Raw genomic sequence first — 20,876 nt, forward strand, 5'->3', positions numbered from 1 at the left:
TGTTTTACAATAACTCAAATCTTCTAGGTACTAAAATATCAAATCACACTCCTCCTACATATGTATTATTGATATTTTAGATGTTTTTACAATAACTCATAGCTATTATAACATATTTTTTCATATAAATGAATTCTTAATTATTAAGATAGTTTATTTCTATTTGATTGATTTTAGCAGGTTTTACATTCATTCCTAGAGATTCATTTACCATTTTTAATATTACATCTGATTTAACACTACATAAACAATCCTTTTTTCCAAATTTGTGAATGCACATTTTAATGTATCGTTTTATTTCATCCATTTTTTCATTTTCTATATAAATTGGATAGTGTTTTTTTATAAAATTCTCTAGTCTTTCAATAGATGGCACTGAGAATATTTCGTCATTTATAACATTTATTCCTTCTAAATAATCACCTTCAACAACCCCATAACCTTCTATACTTATAAAAAACAATGCATACATGTCCATTTTTTTAGATTCATTTTTCACCTTTTTCAACACTTTTTCATATTCTTTTTCATCAAGCAAATGATCTATATTATTGAAAATTAACAATCTCTGTTTTGGATCATATACATTAAATTCTTTTATCAAATTAATAACCATTTCAATTAATTCTAAATTTGAGACTTCGTAAATACTATTTCCATTAAGCAAATCAATAGAACAATCACTTAACATTTTAAAAACATCAACAATCTCATAATCCAACTCTAGTTTACCAATTCTTTCATTCAATATAGAATTCATATTATTAACAATACTGTCTATTATATTATCTATCTCTAATATATCTTGTTGGAAGTCGAATTCCTGACATTTTAATTGCAAATATTTTAAAAGTAGACTTGTTTTAGTAATTTTAATTTCATTTATTAAATCTATTCTTGTAGAAAAGGAATGTACCGAAAAATATTGCCTTCCTACTTTTTCTCCATTTATACTAATATTTTCAATCATGTTTCTTTCATAATCCGAATACTTTGAAGAGGAAAAGTATTTTTCTATGGAATTTTTTATAAAATCTTTTTTTCTAATATTATGACCACATATTTGCGTAATATTTCTAACATCAATTTCATAATCTTCTATTTTATTTTTAATTATAAATTTCATATTATAATCATCCTCTCTATTCCATAAGCACTCTCTTTTTCAGTCTTCGTTCCAACTATTATTTTCATATCCTCATATTGTTTTTCTGTAATACTTATCAAACGTACATTCCCCTTTGGCGGTGCAAATTTCCTAACCCTATTCTCCAATCCTTTTGCAAATTCTCTATTTGGACACGTTCTCACATAAACTGAATATTGCATCATAACAAAACCTTCTTTAATCAGATTCTTTCTAAAATCTCTATATGCCTTTTTTTCACTTGCTTGATCCACTGGTAAATCAAACATACACAACATTCTCATTACTTTATACCTCATTTTCTTCTCCTATATAATTATTTACTTCTGGAAATATAATTTTACTTCTTTTTCCTGCGATAAATGCAGCAGTATCTGAAACATAATCTTCTAGCATATTACATAAATACATTTTTTTATTCTTATATAGTATTTTATGGTTTAATAAATTAACTAAATCTGCCCTATGATGAGCTTTAAAAAATTGTTCATTTTTCAATAACTTATACGCAAACAAATCAACTATAGGTCTAACTGGCTCCATAATATCATCAACCAAATTGAATCTATTATACTCATTCTTATGATGTATTCCTAATTGACTATTTAATCCATATCCTACACAAAGTCTAGCAATATATGAACGAATTATAGTATAGCCATAATCCAATCCTGAATTAAGCAAAATTTCATCATTTCCTCTAGAAAAAGACTCTCCCATCATCTCGTTAAAATATATTTTTGCTCCATGTGCTTCTCTATTTGTAATATCTCCATCGACTACCTCTACTTTAAAAGCTCTAATCGAATTTATCACATCTTGTGAAAATTCATACTTCTCTAAAAATTGAGCCTGATTCTCTAGTTTACTTTGTACTATATCTTTCCATAACTTATCATAAAATTCCTTGTTCCGCTGAATTTGAAATCCTATAAATTTTGAAATTCTACTATGATTGTCATATGATGAATAATATCCTATTGGTAAATGCTCTTGATTACAAATGATGAGTCCTACGTTATTTTGAGCTAATAAGCACAAAGTTCTACCTGTAATAGTTGTTTGAATATTATCAACAACAATCATATTTACATCATTAATCGGAATCCAACTTTCCCTTTCTCCATTGTCAATAACTATGTTATCTAATTTAATCTTCATGTTTACTTTATTTTCAATAAATACTACTCTAAATCCCATCTTTTTCCCCCTTGTATATACAAAAAAGGACATCATAAGATGTCCTTTAGTTCGGCATAAAGCCTTGTTTTAGTAGATCTAAAAGATTTGAGTTATTGTAAAAAATCTACCTACAATATAATTGTACCCTAACAAACTTAATTGTCAAGTGTTTTTCTGAACTTTTCTTTTTTCACAAGATATTTATTACCTAAAATATCAGTTACTATTTTTTCAATTTTAGTCGTACTCTTTTTCGAAAGCGTTGGTCTTCTTCTAGGTTTATATTCTTTTGCATTTATTGGATATACTTCAATTCTATTTAACTCTGTACTTGACACAGACAAAAATCTTTCTTCAAACTCTTTTCCTTTTAACTCATATCGGATAATATCATTTTTATACAAAGAAAAGCAAAATTCATAGCCCCTTTCCTTCAAATCTATAAATGAATCACCTTCTTGCAAAATTCCATTTTTAATCAATAGCTCATTGTATGCCTCCATATTCAAAGAATACTTTCCTTTTTCACATTTTATATCAGAATATTTTAATCCAACTATTGTATATCCCTGTTCTGAACTATAATATACGTCTGATCTATATGGTTTAAGGCTCTCTAAAAATACTTTTTTACTTCCTTTTTCATGTCCATATTTGTGTGATATATCAATACAACTTCCTACAGTTCCATCCAAATACTTCAAAGTAGTTATTCTTGGTCCATTATGCTTCTTAGAATACTTTCTTACATAATCACCAGTTTCTTTTTCATATTGGACAAAAGGATTATCCGCATCTGAATATTGTTTTCTTATTTTCATAAGAACATCAAATGTCTTAATATCATTTCGTTTTACTAATAAAGAATCTTCTTTACCACTTTCAATTAGTTTATTAAATTTATCTAATCCATCTTTCTCGAATAGATTTAATTTATTAATTTTATATTTTTTTCCATCAATTTCTCTTGATCCTCTAATAGTTTGATTACATAGTGCTCTGTTTACTTTTTTATCTACTCTATGCCAATATTTCACTTTTTTCTCAGCTTCTTCTATGTTCTCCTTCCAACGATGAATTTTATTAGCATACATTAAGGCATCAACATCCTTATCAGTAGTTTTTTCGGTAAATTTATTGAACTTTTCTTGGTCTATAATTTCTCCTGTTTCAAAATCAAGCATATCATCAAAATAATGCATATATGCGTTATATCCCATTTGTGAATAGGCTATAAGCATTGCATCTACTGCATGATGCGAAAATGACTCGTCTCTATCTTTATCAATTACTAATTTTTTATGCATATCATGTGTAAAGCTACCTCTTACAACTTTAACCTTAGTTTCTGTACCTTTTGCTTTAAAAAAAGTCTGCAATGTATTTAAAACTATCTTAGATGCATATCTAGTATCATTAATATTTCTATTAATAAATCCCTTCAACACCTCTATTTTAGTTATATCTTCTAAAAACAGTAAATTTCTCTTTTTATTATTATTGTCTTTATATATATCAATCACTCTAGCTTTAAAGTTTTCAAAATTTGCTTCTCTATCAAGATTTCTTAAATAAAAATATGGTGTTCTATTTCCTTTGTTTTGATTTTCTGATGCGTAAACTAAAACCTTATTATTTCGACTGTCATCAAATGAAATCGATTTAGGTATAACATGGTCTACTTCAAATCGATCCGGATTTTCAAGTAAATCATTAGGATTAATTGGTTTTCCGGAATAAATACATACTCCACCTTGTTCATTCCATAGTTTTAGCTTTAAAGGTAACTTTTTCTTAGCAATAATTGTCCCCTTCTCTTTTTTGATTCCATATTCTTCTTTGAGTTTTTTTATTATATTATCTAGTTCTTTTTCCCTCTTCTTTTGAAACTCTTTAATCCTATTCTTTTGGTCATCAGAATTTTTATCTCTAGGCATCTCAATTACAACCTGTTCAGGCATTCCATATTTTTTTATAACAGCATTAATTATATCTACTGTTATATGAACTGATCTTCTTACTACAGGATTATATATTTCTTCTAACATTTCTTGTACTGGAACATATTTACAATCCTTATACTTTTCTATATCAGTTTTCATATAACCATTTTTTGTTAACAATGTCATTTGCTCTTCCGTACCTGAATATAATTCTGGTATAAGTTCTTTCATAATATCTAAACAAAATGACTGCCATTTTGAAAATAAGCTTGAATTCTTTCTTCTAAATTCAACTAAAAATTCTATAAATTCTTCACTATGTGGCAATAAAGCATTTTTCAGGACAAACTCTTTAATTGAATCTCTTTCAGTATTTAATGTTAAAAGTCTACCTATTTCATCTAATTGATCTTCACTATAGTCTTCAATATTGTGACCTTTTTCTTCTAAGCTTTTTTTTAGTTTACGATATACTTCCATAGTATGAAAAATAGGTTTCATTTTTTTATCAACACGATATCCTGTAACATCTTGAAACTCTTTACCAGTCACTCTTTTTATAATTTTGGGCATACTAACAGAATTGCTGTTTTTTATAATTTCAACAATTTGTCTTTTTTCTTCTTCGTTTAGTTTTTCTCCATCAACTTTTATATTCGTTAAATCGTTTAATACATTAAAAAGCTGAGCAGTATATGATGCACCTGCTGCCCTTTGCTTCTTTTCTCTTCCGTTTTTTCCATTATATATACTACATGTTCCAATTAATTTTTCAAAAATATTATCTTCATTTATATAATTACCATTTTCATCTAACTTAGTAGTAAATCTACCGTAATCAGTTCTTGATAATTCATTACCTGGACCCACATAATATTCTCGTTTTCTTTTAAAAATTTCTAGATACTGTTCTATAAAATCATCATCTAAAAAAGAATGATACTGTTTCTGTGTCTCTAATATTTTTTTAATCTCTTTAACATATGATTTTACTGTAAAAACATTGCTTAAAGAAATTTTTGTTTCTCCATCACTAACCTCTGTCTGTCCTCTATACTTACCGTATTTGTTAAGCCTTTCTAATTGGATTTCACAAGGATACTTTCTCTTTAACTCTTCTTGGTTTTTCTGTATACCTTTTGCATATTCCGAAGCATTACTTTTACTATCATCCTCCGCTTCATCTAAATATGCTATTCCTCTATGTTTAAGCATATTTTGTAAAACAAAAAACAATTCATCTTGAGTTAATTTTTTTGATAATCCTTGATTTCTAAGCCATAATTGTGTATTACATTTTTCTATTGGCTTTTTTAAATCATAGTTTGTACACAATTTTTCAAAATCATCTATTCTTGTTCTTTGTCTTCGATGTAAACGTCTTAATTGTCTAAACGATCTTCTCTCTTGGTTTGCTGAAGCCTCTGCAGCCTCAAACAAATTAGAACCCGCCTCAACTATTTGTTCATTTTCACAATTAACTACTGCCCATCCACATGATGAAATTCCGATATCTAGTGCTAATGTATATTTCATTTGCTTCTTCCCCTTTTCGTTGTATTATTCACAATATAATTGTATACTAACCATTTACTTGATTCAACTTTGTATTTTCTATTTTTTCTCTTTTAACTTTTTTCCATAATACAAGAATTACTCTCTTAACATTATCATTTTATTTATTCTTCTAAATAGATTTACTATTCTCTAACCTTCTTCTTCATCCAAATATGTGGACATCCTTCATCATCTTCGACTTCTCCATAGGCACTGAATCCATTTGACTCGTAGAATTTTCTTGCTGCACATTGAGAATGAAGTTTTATTGTTGTTCCACCTTTTTCAGCCACATATTTAGATACTTCGGCAAGCATTTTAGAACCTAAATGCTCCTTGCGATATTCTTTTAATACTGCAAGCCTTCCCAGTATAAATTCATTTTCTTCCTTATGCTCATTAGAGCGAGATTTATCTTTTTCTTTTTTCACATCGTCTTCTTGAAAAATTCTACAAGTTGCGACAGGCACATCGCCTTTCATCATCACAAGGTGAACTGCCGAATCATCCACTCTATCGAATTCATTTACAAATCCTTGCTCTTCTTGAAATACTTTTTTTCTAATATAAACTGCATCTTCATGCAAACCTGTATAAATATTAATTTCCATTTACGTTCCTTTTCTATTTATTGTTACTTTATTTTCTATTACGTATATTGAATAGTTATTTTCTTGTTCTTACCAAAAAAAATTCTCTTAGATAATATTTATTCTAACATAATCTAAGAGAATATAAATACTTATATATTAAGTTTTCGAAGGTTTATAACTTTATTCTTTAAAACTATTTGTTGAAATTATCCATGCAATCATATAACTTTTTTATAACATATATCCGGCAAAGTTATTTGAATCATATTAGAATTGCACGGATTCACTCTCCAAGTGTTTAAAATCATATTTTTCAACTGTCAATGCAACATCTGCATCCGAAGTAAAGTAGATATTATCTGCTTCTTGTTCTGTATAAAAACTCATAGACATAACTTTTTTACCATCATTTATGAACAATTCAGCGCTATATTTGTCTAATATCAATCTCAATTTTAGCTCTTCTGCATCATTTTCAAGAGAGCAACTTCTTTGATGCATAAGTGCCCTTTGTGTTCCTGAATACAGACGATCTAAAGTAAGCTGGTTTTCATTTCGTCTATATACAATAGAACAGTATCTGCTTTTCTCCTCGTTCGCTGCAAATTTTATTTCAAATTTGGTAAATTTTTCATTATCTGAAATAGGAATTCTAAATGTTGCATCTATTATTCGTCCTGAAATTCCATCTATTTTTTCATCTTTACCATTAAGAATATAATTATCAACTTTAACTTTATTAGTTCTATAATTTTCTAGCTCTTTTATAGGACTCTGCTGTAGTTGACCATCCTTAATATGTAATTCTCTTGGCAATGTCATTTGACCATACCATTTTTGTTTAGGCATGCGGTTGGAACAACTATCCCAGTTTTGCATCCATCCAATCATAATTCGACGTCCATCTTCTGCTAAAACAGTTTGGTGAGCGTAAAAATCCATACCATAATCGGCCACTTGAAAAACTTCATCGTGCATTGTTTGTGTAGCTTTATCAATGTGTCCTACTGCTGCAAGCGGAACATTTCCGCATAAACCTTCAAACTGATTTGCTGTTACATCTTGTGGACTTGCCAATAAAACATCGTACCCATCAAGTTCAAATACATCTGGGCACTCCCACATTGTTCCTAGTCGTCCATTATTTTTTATTAAAACACTTTTAAATTTCCAATCTAGAGCATTCTTACTTTCATAAACCAAAATTTGACCACTGTCTTGTTCATCTCTAGATCCCATATATGATAGGTAAGTACCTTCTTTTGTTTTTATGATTTTAGGATCTCTAAAGTCAACTTTGCTTGCTCCTTTTGGTAACTTTGTTTCATCTATTACCGGATTATTCTCGTACTTTTCATACTCAATTCCATCGCCAATTGCTACACACTGCATCTGTCTAACTTGTGGATATTTTGCTTTTTTTAATTGTTTTACTTTAACACCTGTATACATTAAAAGATGTCTGCCGTCTTCTAATTCTATTGCACTTCCTGAAAAAACCCCATCTTTATCATATGGTTTGTCTCCTGAAAGTGCTACTGGTAAATACTTCCAATGTAATAAATCTTTAGAAACTGCATGTCCCCAATGCATTGGTCCCCAATTGGTATCATATGGATGATACTGATAAAACAAATGATACTCGCCTTTATATCTGCTGAATCCGTTTGGATCATTCATCCAACCCACATATGGGGTTAGATGAAAATTTGGTCTTTCTTCATTTATTTCTTTGCTATATTTTTTTTCATATCTTCTGGCTTTTTCTAATTTCTTTGTCATAGTGGATCCTTATCTCCATTAAAAAATTTTACTGTTTGTTATATTATTTTTTTGTCGTTTTATTTGAATAAAAACTATTTAAATATTTTTGGAATAATTCCAAATATTCTTTCATGCCATAGGCATCTAATTTTTTGATATATTTATCCCAGTCTTTATCTGAAAAACCATTCATAATCCAATCAGACTTTCTAGCATTTATTTCTTTTTGAATATCAGTCTGAAGTGTTGCAATTCTACTTGTGTCTTTCGCACTCATAAATACGTTTGGATATACATATTTTTTTGTCATATACTCTGTATAATTATCTTTTATCCAATTCAATCTATATTGTGCATCATCCGGACATGTAACATATTTTCCATAATAACTGTTAAATACTGCTAGTGGACCGCCAACACACTGAGCTTCTCTTACTTCTACCGGAGATTCTTTTCCTAAATCTTCATGTTTTAACATAGCTTTTCCATCTTTGTTTTTTGATTTCCTAAAAATATTAAACTTATTCTTTTCACCATATGTTCCCCAGTTATTCTGTGGCGACTGAAATGGTTCATACATTTTATCTAACCATGAACATACTAGAGCTGGATTTTTTACCATAGAAGTTACGACACATCTTCCTCTGTCGAAACCACTTGTATATGATCCATTTTGTGGTGTTATATTTAGTACATCTGCTTTTAGCGCTGGTAAAGGTATCCAATCTTTTAGATTATCTACATTCGCAACATCCCATGTAAAGCAAACTCCATATCTACCTGATTTTCCTTTAGATACATAAGTACTCCAATCCTGAGTAAAACATTCCTTATCAATAAGTCCCTGATCATAAAGTTTATGCATCCAAGTAATACCTTTTTTATATCCCGGCTGCGTAGCTGTACATATTACTTTCTTGTCATCTGTAACGGCAATATGTCTTCCTGAGTCATTGTCTCCATATCCTTCTCCAAATCCATTTATTATGATTGAAGGATCCTGATCATTTACAATACAAGACATAGGAATTATAGAACCGTCAATTTTAAATTCTTTTTTTAATTTATCTGCGTTATCTCTAAAAGCCACAAGAACCTGTTCAAATTCTTCTGTTGTTTTTGGTGCTTTCAATCCTAGAAAATCAAGCCACTTCTTATTGATGAATCCCATATTTCCAACAGTTTGAATTGCTGTTTTGTTTTCACCTAATTGTTCTATCCAAGGTAAAGAGTATATATGTCCATCTGTCGAAGTTAGCATTTTTTTATACTCTGGATGTTCTTTTAAAATTCTATTTAAATTAGGCATATACTTTGAAATATAGTCTTCTAATGGAAGAATCAATTTATGATTTCCATATTTTAATAAATCGCTATCGTTAAAACATGCAGAGAAAATAAAATCTGGTAATGTTGCAAAATTAACCATCTGTAAAGAGATTTTATCTCCCCACTGATCCTGTGAAATAGCTGTCCAATCTACATGTACATTTGTTTCTTTTTCTAATCTCTTAAAAATTGCTCTTTTGTTTGGATCTGATTCAGTTCCTGTTGGGTAACTTATCATTCCTGTTATTGTTTCTTTTTTCGTTAAGGGGAGCTTGACAGTTGAAGCGTTAACATCTGCTTTTTTTTCTATTTTATATCCCCAAAGTGTTGACCCACATCCAGTTAAAACATTTGTGATCAAAGTAAGAATCACAAGCAGCGATACTATATGTCTTTTCATTTATATTACCTTCCTTCTATTATCCTTTTACCGAACCTACCATTATTCCTGCGTCGAAGTATTTCTGGAAAAATGGAAACATTACTAACAATGGAACTGATGAAATAATAATTGTTGCATATTTCAAAAGTTCTCCTAATTGTGCTCTGGCTGCTGTACTTTGAATATCCGCAATCATGCCTGATTGTGGCTGATTTTGAATCAGAATAGCTCTCAAAACCAATTGTAATGGTTGTTTTGCATCACTACTAAGATAAATAAGTGCGTCAAAATAACTATTCCACATTCCTACAAACTGCCACAAAATAAGTACTGCTATAACCGGTTTACATACTGGTAAAAGAACTTTAAAAAAGAATGTAAGGTCATCTGCTCCATCTACAGCTGCTGCCTCATGCAATTCCTTTGGAATGCCCTGATAATAACTTCTTGCAATTATCATATTCCAAACACTAAAAGCACCAGGAATTACAATAGCCCACATTGTATTTAACATTCCTAAATCACTAATTAATAAATATGTTGGAATTAATCCTCCACCGAAAAACATTGTGATATAGAAAACTATTTTGAAAAAACCTTTTCCTCTAAAGTCATCTCTAGACATCGGATACGCACAAAGTAATGTCACAAAAACAGATATTGCTGTAAAAACAACTGAATACAAAAGTGCGTTTTTAAAACCAACCCAAATTTGACTATTTTCTATTACTCTTTCATATGCTGTTGTAGTCCATTTACTAAAATCAAACGTAATACCTTTATTGTTTAATACGACTGGATCAATAAAAGAGGCTACTACTATATATATAAGGGGAAATACGATTGCTAGCACAAACAATCCCAAAAACAATCTCCCAATTATTGTTATTGTTTTGTCTGCTGCGCTCATCGATTTAAATGATATTTTTTTATCCATTTTACTGCCTCCTTTTAAATTCCCTGTCCATCATTCATCTTAGAAACGATTTTATTAACAACTATCAATAATATAACGTTTATAACTGTATTGAACAAACCTACTGCTGTTGAAAAACTATAATCTCCTTCTAGTAAACCTTTTTTATAAACATAAGTTGCAATAATTTCTGAAGAAGAAATATTTAAATCTGTTTGTAAAGCATATGCTTTTTCAAATCCAATACTCATAATATTACCAGCTGATAAAATAAACTGAATAATTACCATTCCTTTAATTGCTGGCCAATCTACAACTTTCATTTGTTGCCAAATATTAGCACCATCGATAATCGCTGCTTCTCTTAACTCATGGCTTGCATTTGATAATGAAGCTGTATACATAATAGAGGCCCAACCTGCTCCCTGCCAGATACCACTAATAATGTAGATACTTCTAAAAGCTTCTGGCATTGTCATAAAGTTCAAGCTAGAATGAAATAACATATTAACTGGTCCATTTACAGAAAGTAGAATTCTTACCATACCACAAAGTACAATTACAGAAATAAAGTTTGGCATATACAAAATCATCTGTATTCCGCTTTTAATTTTTCTATTTTGTAATCTGTTTAATAACAGTGCCAAAATAATAGGAACTGGAAATCCCCACAATAATCCATAAATGCTTAACTTTAAGGTATTAGATAAATAACTCATAAAGTCAGGCGAATTCAAAAAACGTGTAAAATTTTCAACACCTGTCCAAGTACTTCCCAATATACCTTTCATAGGATTAAAATCCTGAAAAGCTATCAAAATCCCACCCATTGGAATGTATTTAAATATAAGTGTCAATAAAAATGCTGGCATAATAAACACCACATATAATTGCCAATGTTTACGTGCATATTGCCAAAAAGATTCTTTCTTTTTCAATGTTGTAACTGTTGACGATGCTGCAGCTAATTTTGCTGTAGATGTCAATACTGTTGAAGCTGCAGTTTGATTTACCGACATATAGTCCCCCACCTTTCCTCTTCTTTTCACTAAGTTTCTTTTTTAATATAAAATATAACAGTTTTACCGGTTCATGTTACATAAATATAATATACTACTGTTACATTTGTGTCAATGATTATTTTTACATTTGCACAACTATGTTGCATTTTTACATTTGATTATGTTACATTTGACACATTTTATTCTTTATGTTATACTTATTTCAACAAAAGATTGGTTAAAAACACAAGATTTACACTTAAAAAATATAAAAAGGATGTTTAAAAATGACAAATAGAATTACAATTCAAGATATAGCAGATGAACTTGGTTTATCTCGCAACACAGTATCAAAAGCAATAAACAACACAGGTGTTCTCTCAGAGACAACACGTAAAAAGGTCTTAGAAAAAGCAATTGCAATGGGATATAAACAGTTTTCATATATGGATTTGTCTTTACTCAATAACAAACCAAAGAAAAAAGAAACAGGAGAAGTTGCTTTACTTACAGCTTCATTTCTAAGTAATTCCCACTTTGCATCACCAATGCTAGACAAATTTCAAGCAGAACTCGCACTCGTAGGATATAGTTTAAGCATCCACAACGTGACTTCGGCCGATCTTAAATCGCTGAAATTGCCAGCATCTTTAAATAAAAAGAATATTGTTGGAATCGTTTGTATCGAACTATTTGATGAGGCATACTGCCGAATGTTAACAGAGCAAGATATTCCTACTTTAATGATTGACGCGCCTGCGCAAAATTATGGTCAGTCTCTAAACTCTGATATTTTACTTATGGAAAATTATTCTGGTATTTTATCTTTTATTCACGAAATGAAAAGAAGGAACTACTCCTCTATAGGTTTCATAGGAGACATCAATCATTGTCTTTCTTTTTCAGAAAGATTTATTGCATTTAGGAATGGAATGTATTTTAATTCATTACCTATCAACGAGAACTACTGTATCACTGGTAATGTTGATACACACGATATAAATACTTCCATTCAAGGTCCTGATGATAATGTGGTTTCGTATCAGGACTATCTTTATTACAAATTTAAAGAATTAAAATCTTTTCCTGATGTATTTATTTGTGCAAATGATTTTATTGCAATTGATGTACTACAGGTTTTAAAGAGATTAAATAAAAAATGTCCTGAAGATGTAATGTTACTAGGTTTTGATGATTCAACCGAATCACGAATCATCTCACCTACTCTTTCTTCAGTGCATATACACAGTCAGGCAATAGGTTTTTCAGCAATGGAGTTGCTTATTTCAAGGATTACTGAACCTGACATGAATTACAGAAAAATGTATGTGGAATCTACTTTGGTATATAGAGAGTCCACTCGAGATTAGGAGGTATTTTATGGGGAAATTTTTTAATCCTGATAATCCAGTAATGAATTTTATTAGTAAACTAGCCGACACTTTCTGGCTAAACATACTGTGGTTTTTAACATCACTTCCGATTATAACAATCGGACCTGCAACTACTGCACTTTACACTGTCACTCTTTCAATGGCAGATGACAGAAGCATTAGCATAACAGCTGAGTTTTTCAAAGGACTCAGAAAAAATTTAAAAAACGGTATAAAACTTGGTTTGTTTCTCTCAGCGTTCGGCGCAGTATTATGTATTGATGGCTATGTTTTTATGAAAATGAGATTCGAAAATATTTTTTGGACATTAGGCTTTGCAACCTTTATTCCTCTATGTTTTTTGTTTTTAGTCATCTGTATTTATGCATTTCCACTTTTGGCAATGTTTGAAAACACAACTCCTCAGCTCCTTAAAAACGCATTATTTATAGGATTACGTTATTTATTTTGTACAATAATTTTAGTAATTATTCATGTAGGAATTTTTTTCATAGCAGTAAATTACTTCACTCCACTTATTTTTCTTGGAGAAGGACTTTGTGCTTTTTTAGGTTCTTACTTACTACACCCTCTCTTTGTTTCACTAAGTAAGGTGCATACACTCAATGAGGTGACAAATGACAGATAAATTTAAAAATTTGACTTTATTCAAAAAAATTCAATATATTTATGATTACTACAGATGGCACATAGTCATAGGAGGTATTACTATAGGTATTTTGTTTTCAATCATTTATCATGCAACAAACAAACCAAAACTAGCCTTATCAATTGCTTGTATAAATGCACCAACTACTAGTAATGAAGACTATTTACTAACTCAAAAATATGCTAAACTCAACAAAAAAATATCTCCATCCAACATTGAACTTGTCAAAAATTTCAGATTTTCCAACAACAAGGAAAGCGTCGATTATGAATATACTTACGCATCTAATCTGAAGTTTTTGGCTCGTATAACTGATAAGGCTATAGATGTTGTGATAGTCGATAAATACGCTTTGCATATTTTAGAAAAAAATGATTATTTAATGCCGCTTGATTCTTCTTTAAATAAGACTGTCGCTAGCCACAAAAAAATAGCCATCAGACTTAATTCTGACAAACCACTTTATGCATGTATTATAAAAAATTCTATTCATAAGGATGAAGCTATTAAATACATTCATTATTTAGTAAAAGAAGAATTCTAGCATGGAATCCTATTATAACTAAAAAAAGGAAGAGACTTATAATGAGGTGACCCCTCACTTATAATCTCTTCCTTTTTTCATATATTATTTATACTAAACTATACAAAACAAAATATATTCCTAGCGCTTATGCATCTTCTTTTAATCGCATAAAATCGTTTGAGTGACGATTGATAAATCTCATCTTAATTGCAAACGTACTAAATGTTATGCACAAAGTCGAGCACAATATTATCAATGCATTGACAATACTTACTTTGCCAGCCTGTTTAAATAACGCAACTGAAAGCAAACCTTCAATGGAAGTGTACAAGCCAAATGAAAGCAAAAATGTAATTACAACATAAACTATCGTTTCTAGTATGCACGCTTGCTGTAAAAATTTCTTTTTCATTCCAATAGCTCTTACAATGATTTGTTCTTTTTCATCGTTTTTTGTAAAAATCATAAACACATTTATACTGAAAATCAACGCAACAAAAATACAAATTAAACCTAGGATTTTTAGCATATTTACATAACCATCTAAAAGTCCAAGCATTGCATCTACGATATTATTAACACCAATAAATAAAGTGTTTTCCACGTTTTTTATTGATGAAACAGATTTCCTTTTAAGTAAATACTGGTAGTAATCGCTTGCTGCAATTATTTGATTTTCGACGTTTAAGTTAGTGTTCTTTTCATTACAAAGAATTAAGTTTGGGTTAATATTTTGGCAAACATAAATTCCTGCAACCTTGACCTTAATAATTGCTTGGCGATTTTTGGAACCGTTTCCCTGAACATTCTCGCCCAAGCTCAATGTCAAATCTAGCGTATCATTTAGCTTAAGTTTATTTTTTTCGGCAAAAACATCGCTTATTACGATTTCATTCTTTTTTAGTTTGTCGATCTGTTGTCCTTTTTTTAGACTATATTTGTAATAATAATCTGCATTTTTTACTGCTCCAACGGTAACATCTGTTTTCAATTTGTTTTTCTCGAATTTACACATAATTCCGTTTCTAATTCGAATTTTTGAAAAGTGTTCAATCTGTTCCTCTAAAGAAGTCTGGTCATCTTTATCAGACATTTTCACCATAGCAATATAATTAAATGGCAAATCTTTTTTCAACTGCGAATTATAACTATTTGAAAGCTCCTTTGGAAGATTATAGCCGAGCATCATAAAAACATTCATAAAAACAAAGGCTAACATTACAAGAGCATATGCAACAGCCCTTTTTGAAAGCTTTTTGAAAACATATAGTGTAGTTTTACTAATATTTTTAAAGGCACATATTAATTTTACTAATGCAAAACATACTAATAAACATACTAATAATACAAAAATTAAAATAATGCTACTTACAAAAACTGAATCTGTTCCTACATAAATGGCATATACGAAAAATGTAATTAGTGTAAACACGACATACCTTACTAGCGGAATTGTTCGTTGCTCCGGAATCTCTTTAATTACATAGTAAGGATTTGATTTTATTATTGATAATGTCAGAATTCTTACGTATACGACATACACGGCAAAAAAGAATACAACTCCCATAAATGTCAAAGGCGAGAAAATGCTTTGCGATTTTATACTACCTAAACCGTTTATCGCAAGCAATAATTTTTCGAGTGTTGTACTAAAAATTCCACCTAATACGCAACCAATTAGTATTGGAAACAGTAATTCGAAAAATAAAGCATTTCGTATTATTTTTTTTCTAATGCCATTCAATTGCATGATGGCATGGTCTTTTTTTCTCTTTGAAAGCAACATATATCCGCAAGATAATGTTGTAAAAAGTGTAAAAATAAAACAAGTCGTATTTGCCAAAGACACAATAACAAGAGAATTTTCTTGCTTTTTATTATTCTCTTTTACTACACTTTTGGCAGTAGAATATGTGGTATCCTGCGACATATCATTTTTTAATTCAGACTTCAATTTTGATAAAAATTTATCTGCCTTATCAGGATTATCTAAATTAATGTAATAAATATATGCATACGGATTCGTAAGCTCTATATTAGCTTTTACATATCCGAGCTGCTTTCCCTGAGATGATGCACCATAAGGCAAATCCTCAATATCAACTATTTTCTTTTTCTTATCTAGCAGTTTAATTGTATCGTTTTTAGATAGATTTAATTTTTCTGCAAGATAAGAAGAAATAATTATCTCGTTTTCTTTAAGATTATCAAAACCGGATACTGTAACGATGTTCTTTTTTTCATCGGTGCTTTCGTTGACTCTTTCGTCGGCTCCTTCTCCTGTGTTAGTTCTAGAATCTGCGACAGAAATTACATCCGTATAAAATGCCTTACTTCCCTTTTGTGATCTTTTGATAGAACCATTTTGTGCTTTACCTACAGTATACGATTTAATTCCTTTTCCTTTTGAATTTAAATATTCGCAGAGTTTAAAATTCTCGCCCGAAGTCTGGATTGTCACATCAGCACCGTTTATTTTTACTGCTTTTTTTTGATAAGACGATTCAATGCTATTTGTAACTCTGGGTATTGAAATAGCGGTTGCCACAGCCAACAGGACGGAAATCACAACGCAAATGTGAAGTAAAAGCGAGCTTTTGAGTTGTTTTAAATTGTATTCTCGAAAAACCTTAACCCAATTCAATTAATTTTCCCCCCTGTAACCTAACTTTACGTCTACCTTTTTCCCAAATGTCATTGTCATGTGTTACCATTACAATGGCTGATTTATTTTTCCTTGCAATTTCCAATAAAAGCTTAAGAATTTGCTGACTTGTTTCCTGATCTAGTGCTCCAGTTGGCTCATCGCAAAACAAAACTTTTGGTTCATTGATAAGTGCACGTGCGATGGAAACTCTTTGCATTTCTCCACCTGACAATTTTGACACATCTGCGTTTGTTTTTTCTGATAATCCAACATCTGATAGTAGTTTTTTTGCTTTTTCTATGGTAGCTTTTTTTCCAAGTTTTTTATAATTTGCTGGAAGTAACACATTTTCTAATACATTCAACGATGAAATCAAATTTGGATTTTGAAAAATTAAACCTGTATATTTAACTCGCATCTGTTCAAGCTGAGCTTGTGATGAAAAATCCACATTCACTCCGTTATATGTAATTTTTCCGTCATCCGGAGGCAACAATAATGAAATTATGCTAAGCAACGTTGATTTTCCACAACCTGAAGGTCCTGCAATTGTAATAAAATCTTCAGGCATAACTGAAAAATCCACATTTTTCAAGATTTGCTGACTTGATGACGCAGTTTTAAAAGTTTTTGAAATATTATGTAGTTTTATCATTATGTAATTCTCCTAATAATTCGTTTGATTATGCTGCTAAACGACATAAAAATGACAAAAATAAGAGGCAAAATGTATAAAAATATTTCATTCAAGTGAAACAATCCCCTATTTACGTCAAGTCTAGCAAAATCAAGGTAAATCGTGTTAATAGAATTCTGTAAATTTTTCCAGTTCATAATTATATTAATTGAATAACCAATCGTAATAATTAATGCAACTATAATAGTTACTAAATATAAATCCGAAAAAATCATATATTGTTTGCTTTTTGAAGCAGACGAAGTTTCATGTTTTTGGTGTTCACTTTTTAAACGGTCAAATGAATTCTTCGAAAGATTGTCGAGTCCAAGTGCATCACAAAACAGCCAGTACCCGTCTAATTTTATTATTGGTAACAGATTGACTATCACTGCCACAAAAATAGAAACATTTGCCACATGATAATTCATATCGCCAGTTATCGTGGCAATAATTGCAAGTACAATCAGCAAAAACAGCTGAAAATATGTGCCTCCAATATCTACAACCATGCGCTTTGTATTTTTACAACGCCATATATTGGACATATCTACATACATAACGGGATAAAACAGGAAAATTCCGAATCCAATCTTTCCAACTTTTACGTTATATTTATAAGCTGCAACTATATGACCAACTTCATGGATTATCATGTCAATAGCAACAATTAGTAATATTTTCAAACTATTAACGTTATGTAAAACCACCTTATTGCTAATAATTTCATACGTTGAATATGAAATTGTGCACATGATTAAAAAAAGCATTAGAAAAACCACGCGTATATTGTAAAAAAATGTAAGTCGTTCAAAAATGAAAGACAATCTATCCGTTTCAAAAAGATTAACCTTAAACCACAAAAGTGAATCTTTATTTGGTTTATATTCTGTTCCTTCGATTAATGCATTCGGAACAAGAATTTTTTCAACAAATTCAGATAATTCGTCTAATGAAATAGATACATTTTCATGTAACAGCGAAACCTGAATCTCTTCTAAAGTTGAATTACCATCAAATTTGTCAAAAATCACTTTAGCTAATCTAGAAAGCTTAATATGATGTTTTCTGTCAAAAGATAAAATTATCTTATCATCTTTTGTCATTTCGCCTACTGTATAAGGCTTTGCTTTTATAAAATCATATTTCATTGTTCGTTCCTTTTCTAACATGAGCTAGCTTCTTCGCTTATAGCTATTTTCTACTATGCCTGGGCTTTAAGTTTTGGAATTACAACTTCTGAAACATATGTATCAATCGTATTTTTTATATCACTGCACACAATATCATCCATAGTTCCATTTTGGTCAATAGCTTTGATTGGACATCCGCCTCCACATAAAAAAGCATACTTACATCCACTACATTTTTTTATTTTAAAGACATTTCTATTTGTCCAGGCTTCATACGCTGTTGAATTAAATGTTACACCGTTTTCATCAAATGTTCCAATATTATGCTTACCTTTTCCACTATAAGTAATACAACTTGTTACAAGACCATCTGGTGAAAAACAAAGTTCGTTTTTTGATGTTGCTCCACAATAGTGTGTTTTGCAGAATTTATTTTTTACATGAGGATTAAAAAACATATTTAAATATCCGATGCAAGGCGAAACAACTGACTTAAATGTCGAAGAACCATCCGCTTTATATCCGCTTTTTAACAATCCTTTCAAAAGCTCAGATTCTTCAAGAACCGTAGTTGATTGTCCAGAAAAGTCCACAACTGGTGAAAAATATGGAATAACACAACTGTTTTTATTCCAACCTTTTTCTTTAATAAGTGATTCAATTTCTTTTATTCCTGCGATATTTTCAGCATCAACGTTTACACGTAATGCAATACGAATATCATGTTCAAGAAGTTTTGTTATATTTTTACAGATTGCATCATAGGTTCCTGTGCCATCTGCACGAATTCTTCTTTTATCGTGTATATCCTTTTGACCATCTAGAGTTATCTGAAGATTGAGCACATCTTTAAACTCAACGAGCATATCCATATAATAATCAATCAATGTTCCGTTAGAAACGATATTTACATCCACGTTATTTTCACGGCTAAATTCAAGAATTCTTAGCACCAAATCTTTATTAGATGGTAAAAGTGGTTCTCCTCCAAAAATTCTTATTTTTAATTTCTGATTGTTTTTTTCTATCTTTTCTTTATTTTCTTTTTTTATCTGTAAAATATAGTTCAAAATACCATTAAGCTGTCCCATTGTCATTTGCTGATGATTTATATGTTGATTATCATCTTCAAAACAATACGTACATCTCAAATTGCAACCTAATGTTGGAAGAATAATAAATTCTGAACAATATGAATTCTTGTAAAGATAATCACTATAAGATTTTACTTTTTGTAGTAACGCCATCTCTTCCTGAGGTGATTCAAAAATATACCCTCTTTTATGTAAGTCAGCATATAATTGTGAATCCTTTGAAATTGCGTTTTCGTTACCAGACTTTACGCTCTCGATTGCTTCTTTCGATGGAGTATCAATCACATCTAAAGCGCCTGTAACTGTATTTATAAGTAAATGTTCATCTTCATTTATTTTATATATTAAACAATATTTTGTAATAATAGCCATATTTTCCCCCTAAAAAACAAAATAATAACTAGATATTTATAAAATAAGGATTAGATTTCTTAAAATCTAATCCCTATTGCATATCTTATTTTGTAATAACTAATTCATGAAATTTAATTTAATTAACTAAGGCACAAATCAAATTAAAATCCATTAATTACCAGTTAAATGTGAAGCAAAAACATGAGAAGCATGTATTCCAGAAGCAGAACTCCTCTCTTGTTTCCATTTCTTCTACAGAGATTTCTGTCCAAAGATTTTCGTTAAGATTTTTCATATTTCCTTCCTCCTTTAATAATTAAAAATCGACCAAATTCACGAAACTGTGAACTTGTTATATACATTTTACACTGAAAAAATAGCCTTGGTCAATACTTAAATCTAAATTTTATAAAACGCCAAAAAGCCTATAACTACAAGGAATATATGTGACAAGAATTCATATGTGACATATGAAATCTCAGTGATTTTAGACAAAACTAAACCAAAAATTTTGTGAAAAAGTAACACCGATTTTTTTTTGAAAACTGTTGCATTTTAGTAAAAATTAGTGTATGAAATTTAGGAAACA

At 30.1% G+C, this 20,876-nt stretch carries 16 protein-coding genes; 3 read left to right on the forward strand and 13 right to left on the reverse strand.

What is annotated here, in order from left to right; translation table 11 throughout:
- Window positions 1–136: 136 nt before the first annotated feature.
- The 9 genes from csn2-St to BLV79_RS09025 form a co-directional block, all read right to left on the reverse strand.
- Window positions 137–1,126 carry a CRISPR-associated protein Csn2-St gene (gene csn2-St / locus BLV79_RS08985; protein ID WP_074718263.1) on the reverse strand — a complete coding sequence of 330 codons (990 nt, stop codon included), beginning with the start codon at window positions 1,124–1,126 and terminating at the stop codon, window positions 137–139.
- Window positions 1,123–1,446 carry a CRISPR-associated endonuclease Cas2 gene (gene cas2, locus BLV79_RS08990; protein WP_074718265.1) on the reverse strand — a complete coding sequence of 108 codons (324 nt, stop codon included), beginning with the start codon at window positions 1,444–1,446 and terminating at the stop codon, window positions 1,123–1,125. Before cas2 ends, csn2-St begins: the two co-directional genes overlap by 4 nt.
- Window positions 1,436–2,347, reverse strand: coding sequence for a type II CRISPR-associated endonuclease Cas1 (cas1, locus tag BLV79_RS08995; protein ID WP_074718267.1), 912 nt, complete (start codon window positions 2,345–2,347; stop codon window positions 1,436–1,438). The genes cas2 and cas1 overlap by 11 nt, the downstream gene beginning before the upstream one ends.
- A gap of 137 nt (window positions 2,348–2,484) precedes the next feature.
- The gene (gene cas9, locus BLV79_RS09000) at window positions 2,485–5,808 is read right to left on the reverse strand and encodes a type II CRISPR RNA-guided endonuclease Cas9 (protein WP_074718269.1); all 3,324 of its coding nucleotides are present in this window, start codon (window positions 5,806–5,808) and stop codon (window positions 2,485–2,487) included.
- Window positions 5,809–5,972: 164 nt separating this feature from the next.
- Window positions 5,973–6,440 carry a GNAT family N-acetyltransferase gene (locus BLV79_RS09005; protein ID WP_074718271.1) on the reverse strand — a complete coding sequence of 156 codons (468 nt, stop codon included), beginning with the start codon at window positions 6,438–6,440 and terminating at the stop codon, window positions 5,973–5,975.
- 249 nt (window positions 6,441–6,689) lie between these two features.
- Window positions 6,690–8,204, reverse strand: coding sequence for a glycoside hydrolase family 32 protein (locus BLV79_RS09010; protein ID WP_074718273.1), 1,515 nt, complete (start codon window positions 8,202–8,204; stop codon window positions 6,690–6,692).
- 43 nt (window positions 8,205–8,247) lie between these two features.
- Window positions 8,248–9,915: an extracellular solute-binding protein gene (locus BLV79_RS09015; RefSeq protein WP_074718275.1), complete on the reverse strand. Its 1,668-nt coding sequence runs from the start codon at window positions 9,913–9,915 to the stop codon at window positions 8,248–8,250.
- A 19-nt stretch (window positions 9,916–9,934) separates the two neighbouring features.
- Complete coding sequence (locus BLV79_RS09020) at window positions 9,935–10,834, reverse strand: carbohydrate ABC transporter permease (protein WP_074718277.1); 900 nt, start codon at window positions 10,832–10,834, stop codon at window positions 9,935–9,937.
- Between the two features lie 14 nt (window positions 10,835–10,848).
- Window positions 10,849–11,832, reverse strand: a complete 984-nt coding sequence (locus BLV79_RS09025) for an ABC transporter permease (protein ID WP_083354523.1) — start codon at window positions 11,830–11,832, stop codon at window positions 10,849–10,851.
- A gap of 269 nt (window positions 11,833–12,101) precedes the next feature.
- On the opposite strand from BLV79_RS09025, the gene BLV79_RS09030 reads away from it, so the two are divergent.
- Genes BLV79_RS09030 through BLV79_RS09040 form a run of 3 tightly spaced genes read left to right on the forward strand, consistent with a single transcriptional unit; the run spans window position 12,102 to window position 14,401 of the window.
- The gene (locus BLV79_RS09030; protein ID WP_074718278.1) at window positions 12,102–13,184 is read left to right on the forward strand and encodes a LacI family DNA-binding transcriptional regulator; all 1,083 of its coding nucleotides are present in this window, start codon (window positions 12,102–12,104) and stop codon (window positions 13,182–13,184) included.
- Between the two features lie 10 nt (window positions 13,185–13,194).
- A complete protein-coding gene (locus BLV79_RS09035) occupies window positions 13,195–13,836 on the forward strand; it encodes a YesL family protein (protein WP_074718280.1) in 642 nt (213 codons plus the stop codon).
- Window positions 13,826–14,401: a hypothetical protein gene (locus tag BLV79_RS09040; RefSeq protein WP_074718282.1), complete on the forward strand. Its 576-nt coding sequence runs from the start codon at window positions 13,826–13,828 to the stop codon at window positions 14,399–14,401. Before BLV79_RS09035 ends, BLV79_RS09040 begins: the two co-directional genes overlap by 11 nt.
- Before the next feature lie 127 nt (window positions 14,402–14,528).
- Here the strand turns inward: BLV79_RS09040 and BLV79_RS09045 are convergent, their stop codons facing one another.
- The 4 genes from BLV79_RS09045 to BLV79_RS09060 are packed head-to-tail and all read right to left on the reverse strand — an operon-like array spanning window position 14,529 to window position 20,305.
- On the reverse strand, window positions 14,529–17,027 hold the full coding sequence (locus tag BLV79_RS09045; RefSeq protein ID WP_074718284.1) for an FtsX-like permease family protein: 2,499 nt from the start codon (window positions 17,025–17,027) through the stop codon (window positions 14,529–14,531).
- A complete protein-coding gene (locus BLV79_RS09050) occupies window positions 17,014–17,685 on the reverse strand; it encodes an ABC transporter ATP-binding protein (protein ID WP_074718286.1) in 672 nt (223 codons plus the stop codon). Before BLV79_RS09050 ends, BLV79_RS09045 begins: the two co-directional genes overlap by 14 nt.
- Entirely contained in the window at window positions 17,685–18,878 is a 1,194-nt protein-coding gene (locus BLV79_RS09055) for a zinc metalloprotease (RefSeq protein ID WP_074718288.1), read from the reverse strand. The genes BLV79_RS09050 and BLV79_RS09055 overlap by 1 nt, the downstream gene beginning before the upstream one ends.
- A 32-nt stretch (window positions 18,879–18,910) precedes the next feature.
- A complete protein-coding gene (locus BLV79_RS09060; RefSeq protein ID WP_074718290.1) occupies window positions 18,911–20,305 on the reverse strand; it encodes a radical SAM/SPASM domain-containing protein in 1,395 nt (464 codons plus the stop codon).
- Window positions 20,306–20,876: the final 571 nt, after the last annotated feature.

Origin of the sequence: Lachnobacterium bovis DSM 14045, assembly GCF_900107245.1 — a bacterium.
Classification (GTDB): Bacteria; Bacillota; Clostridia; order Lachnospirales; family Lachnospiraceae; genus Roseburia; species Roseburia bovis.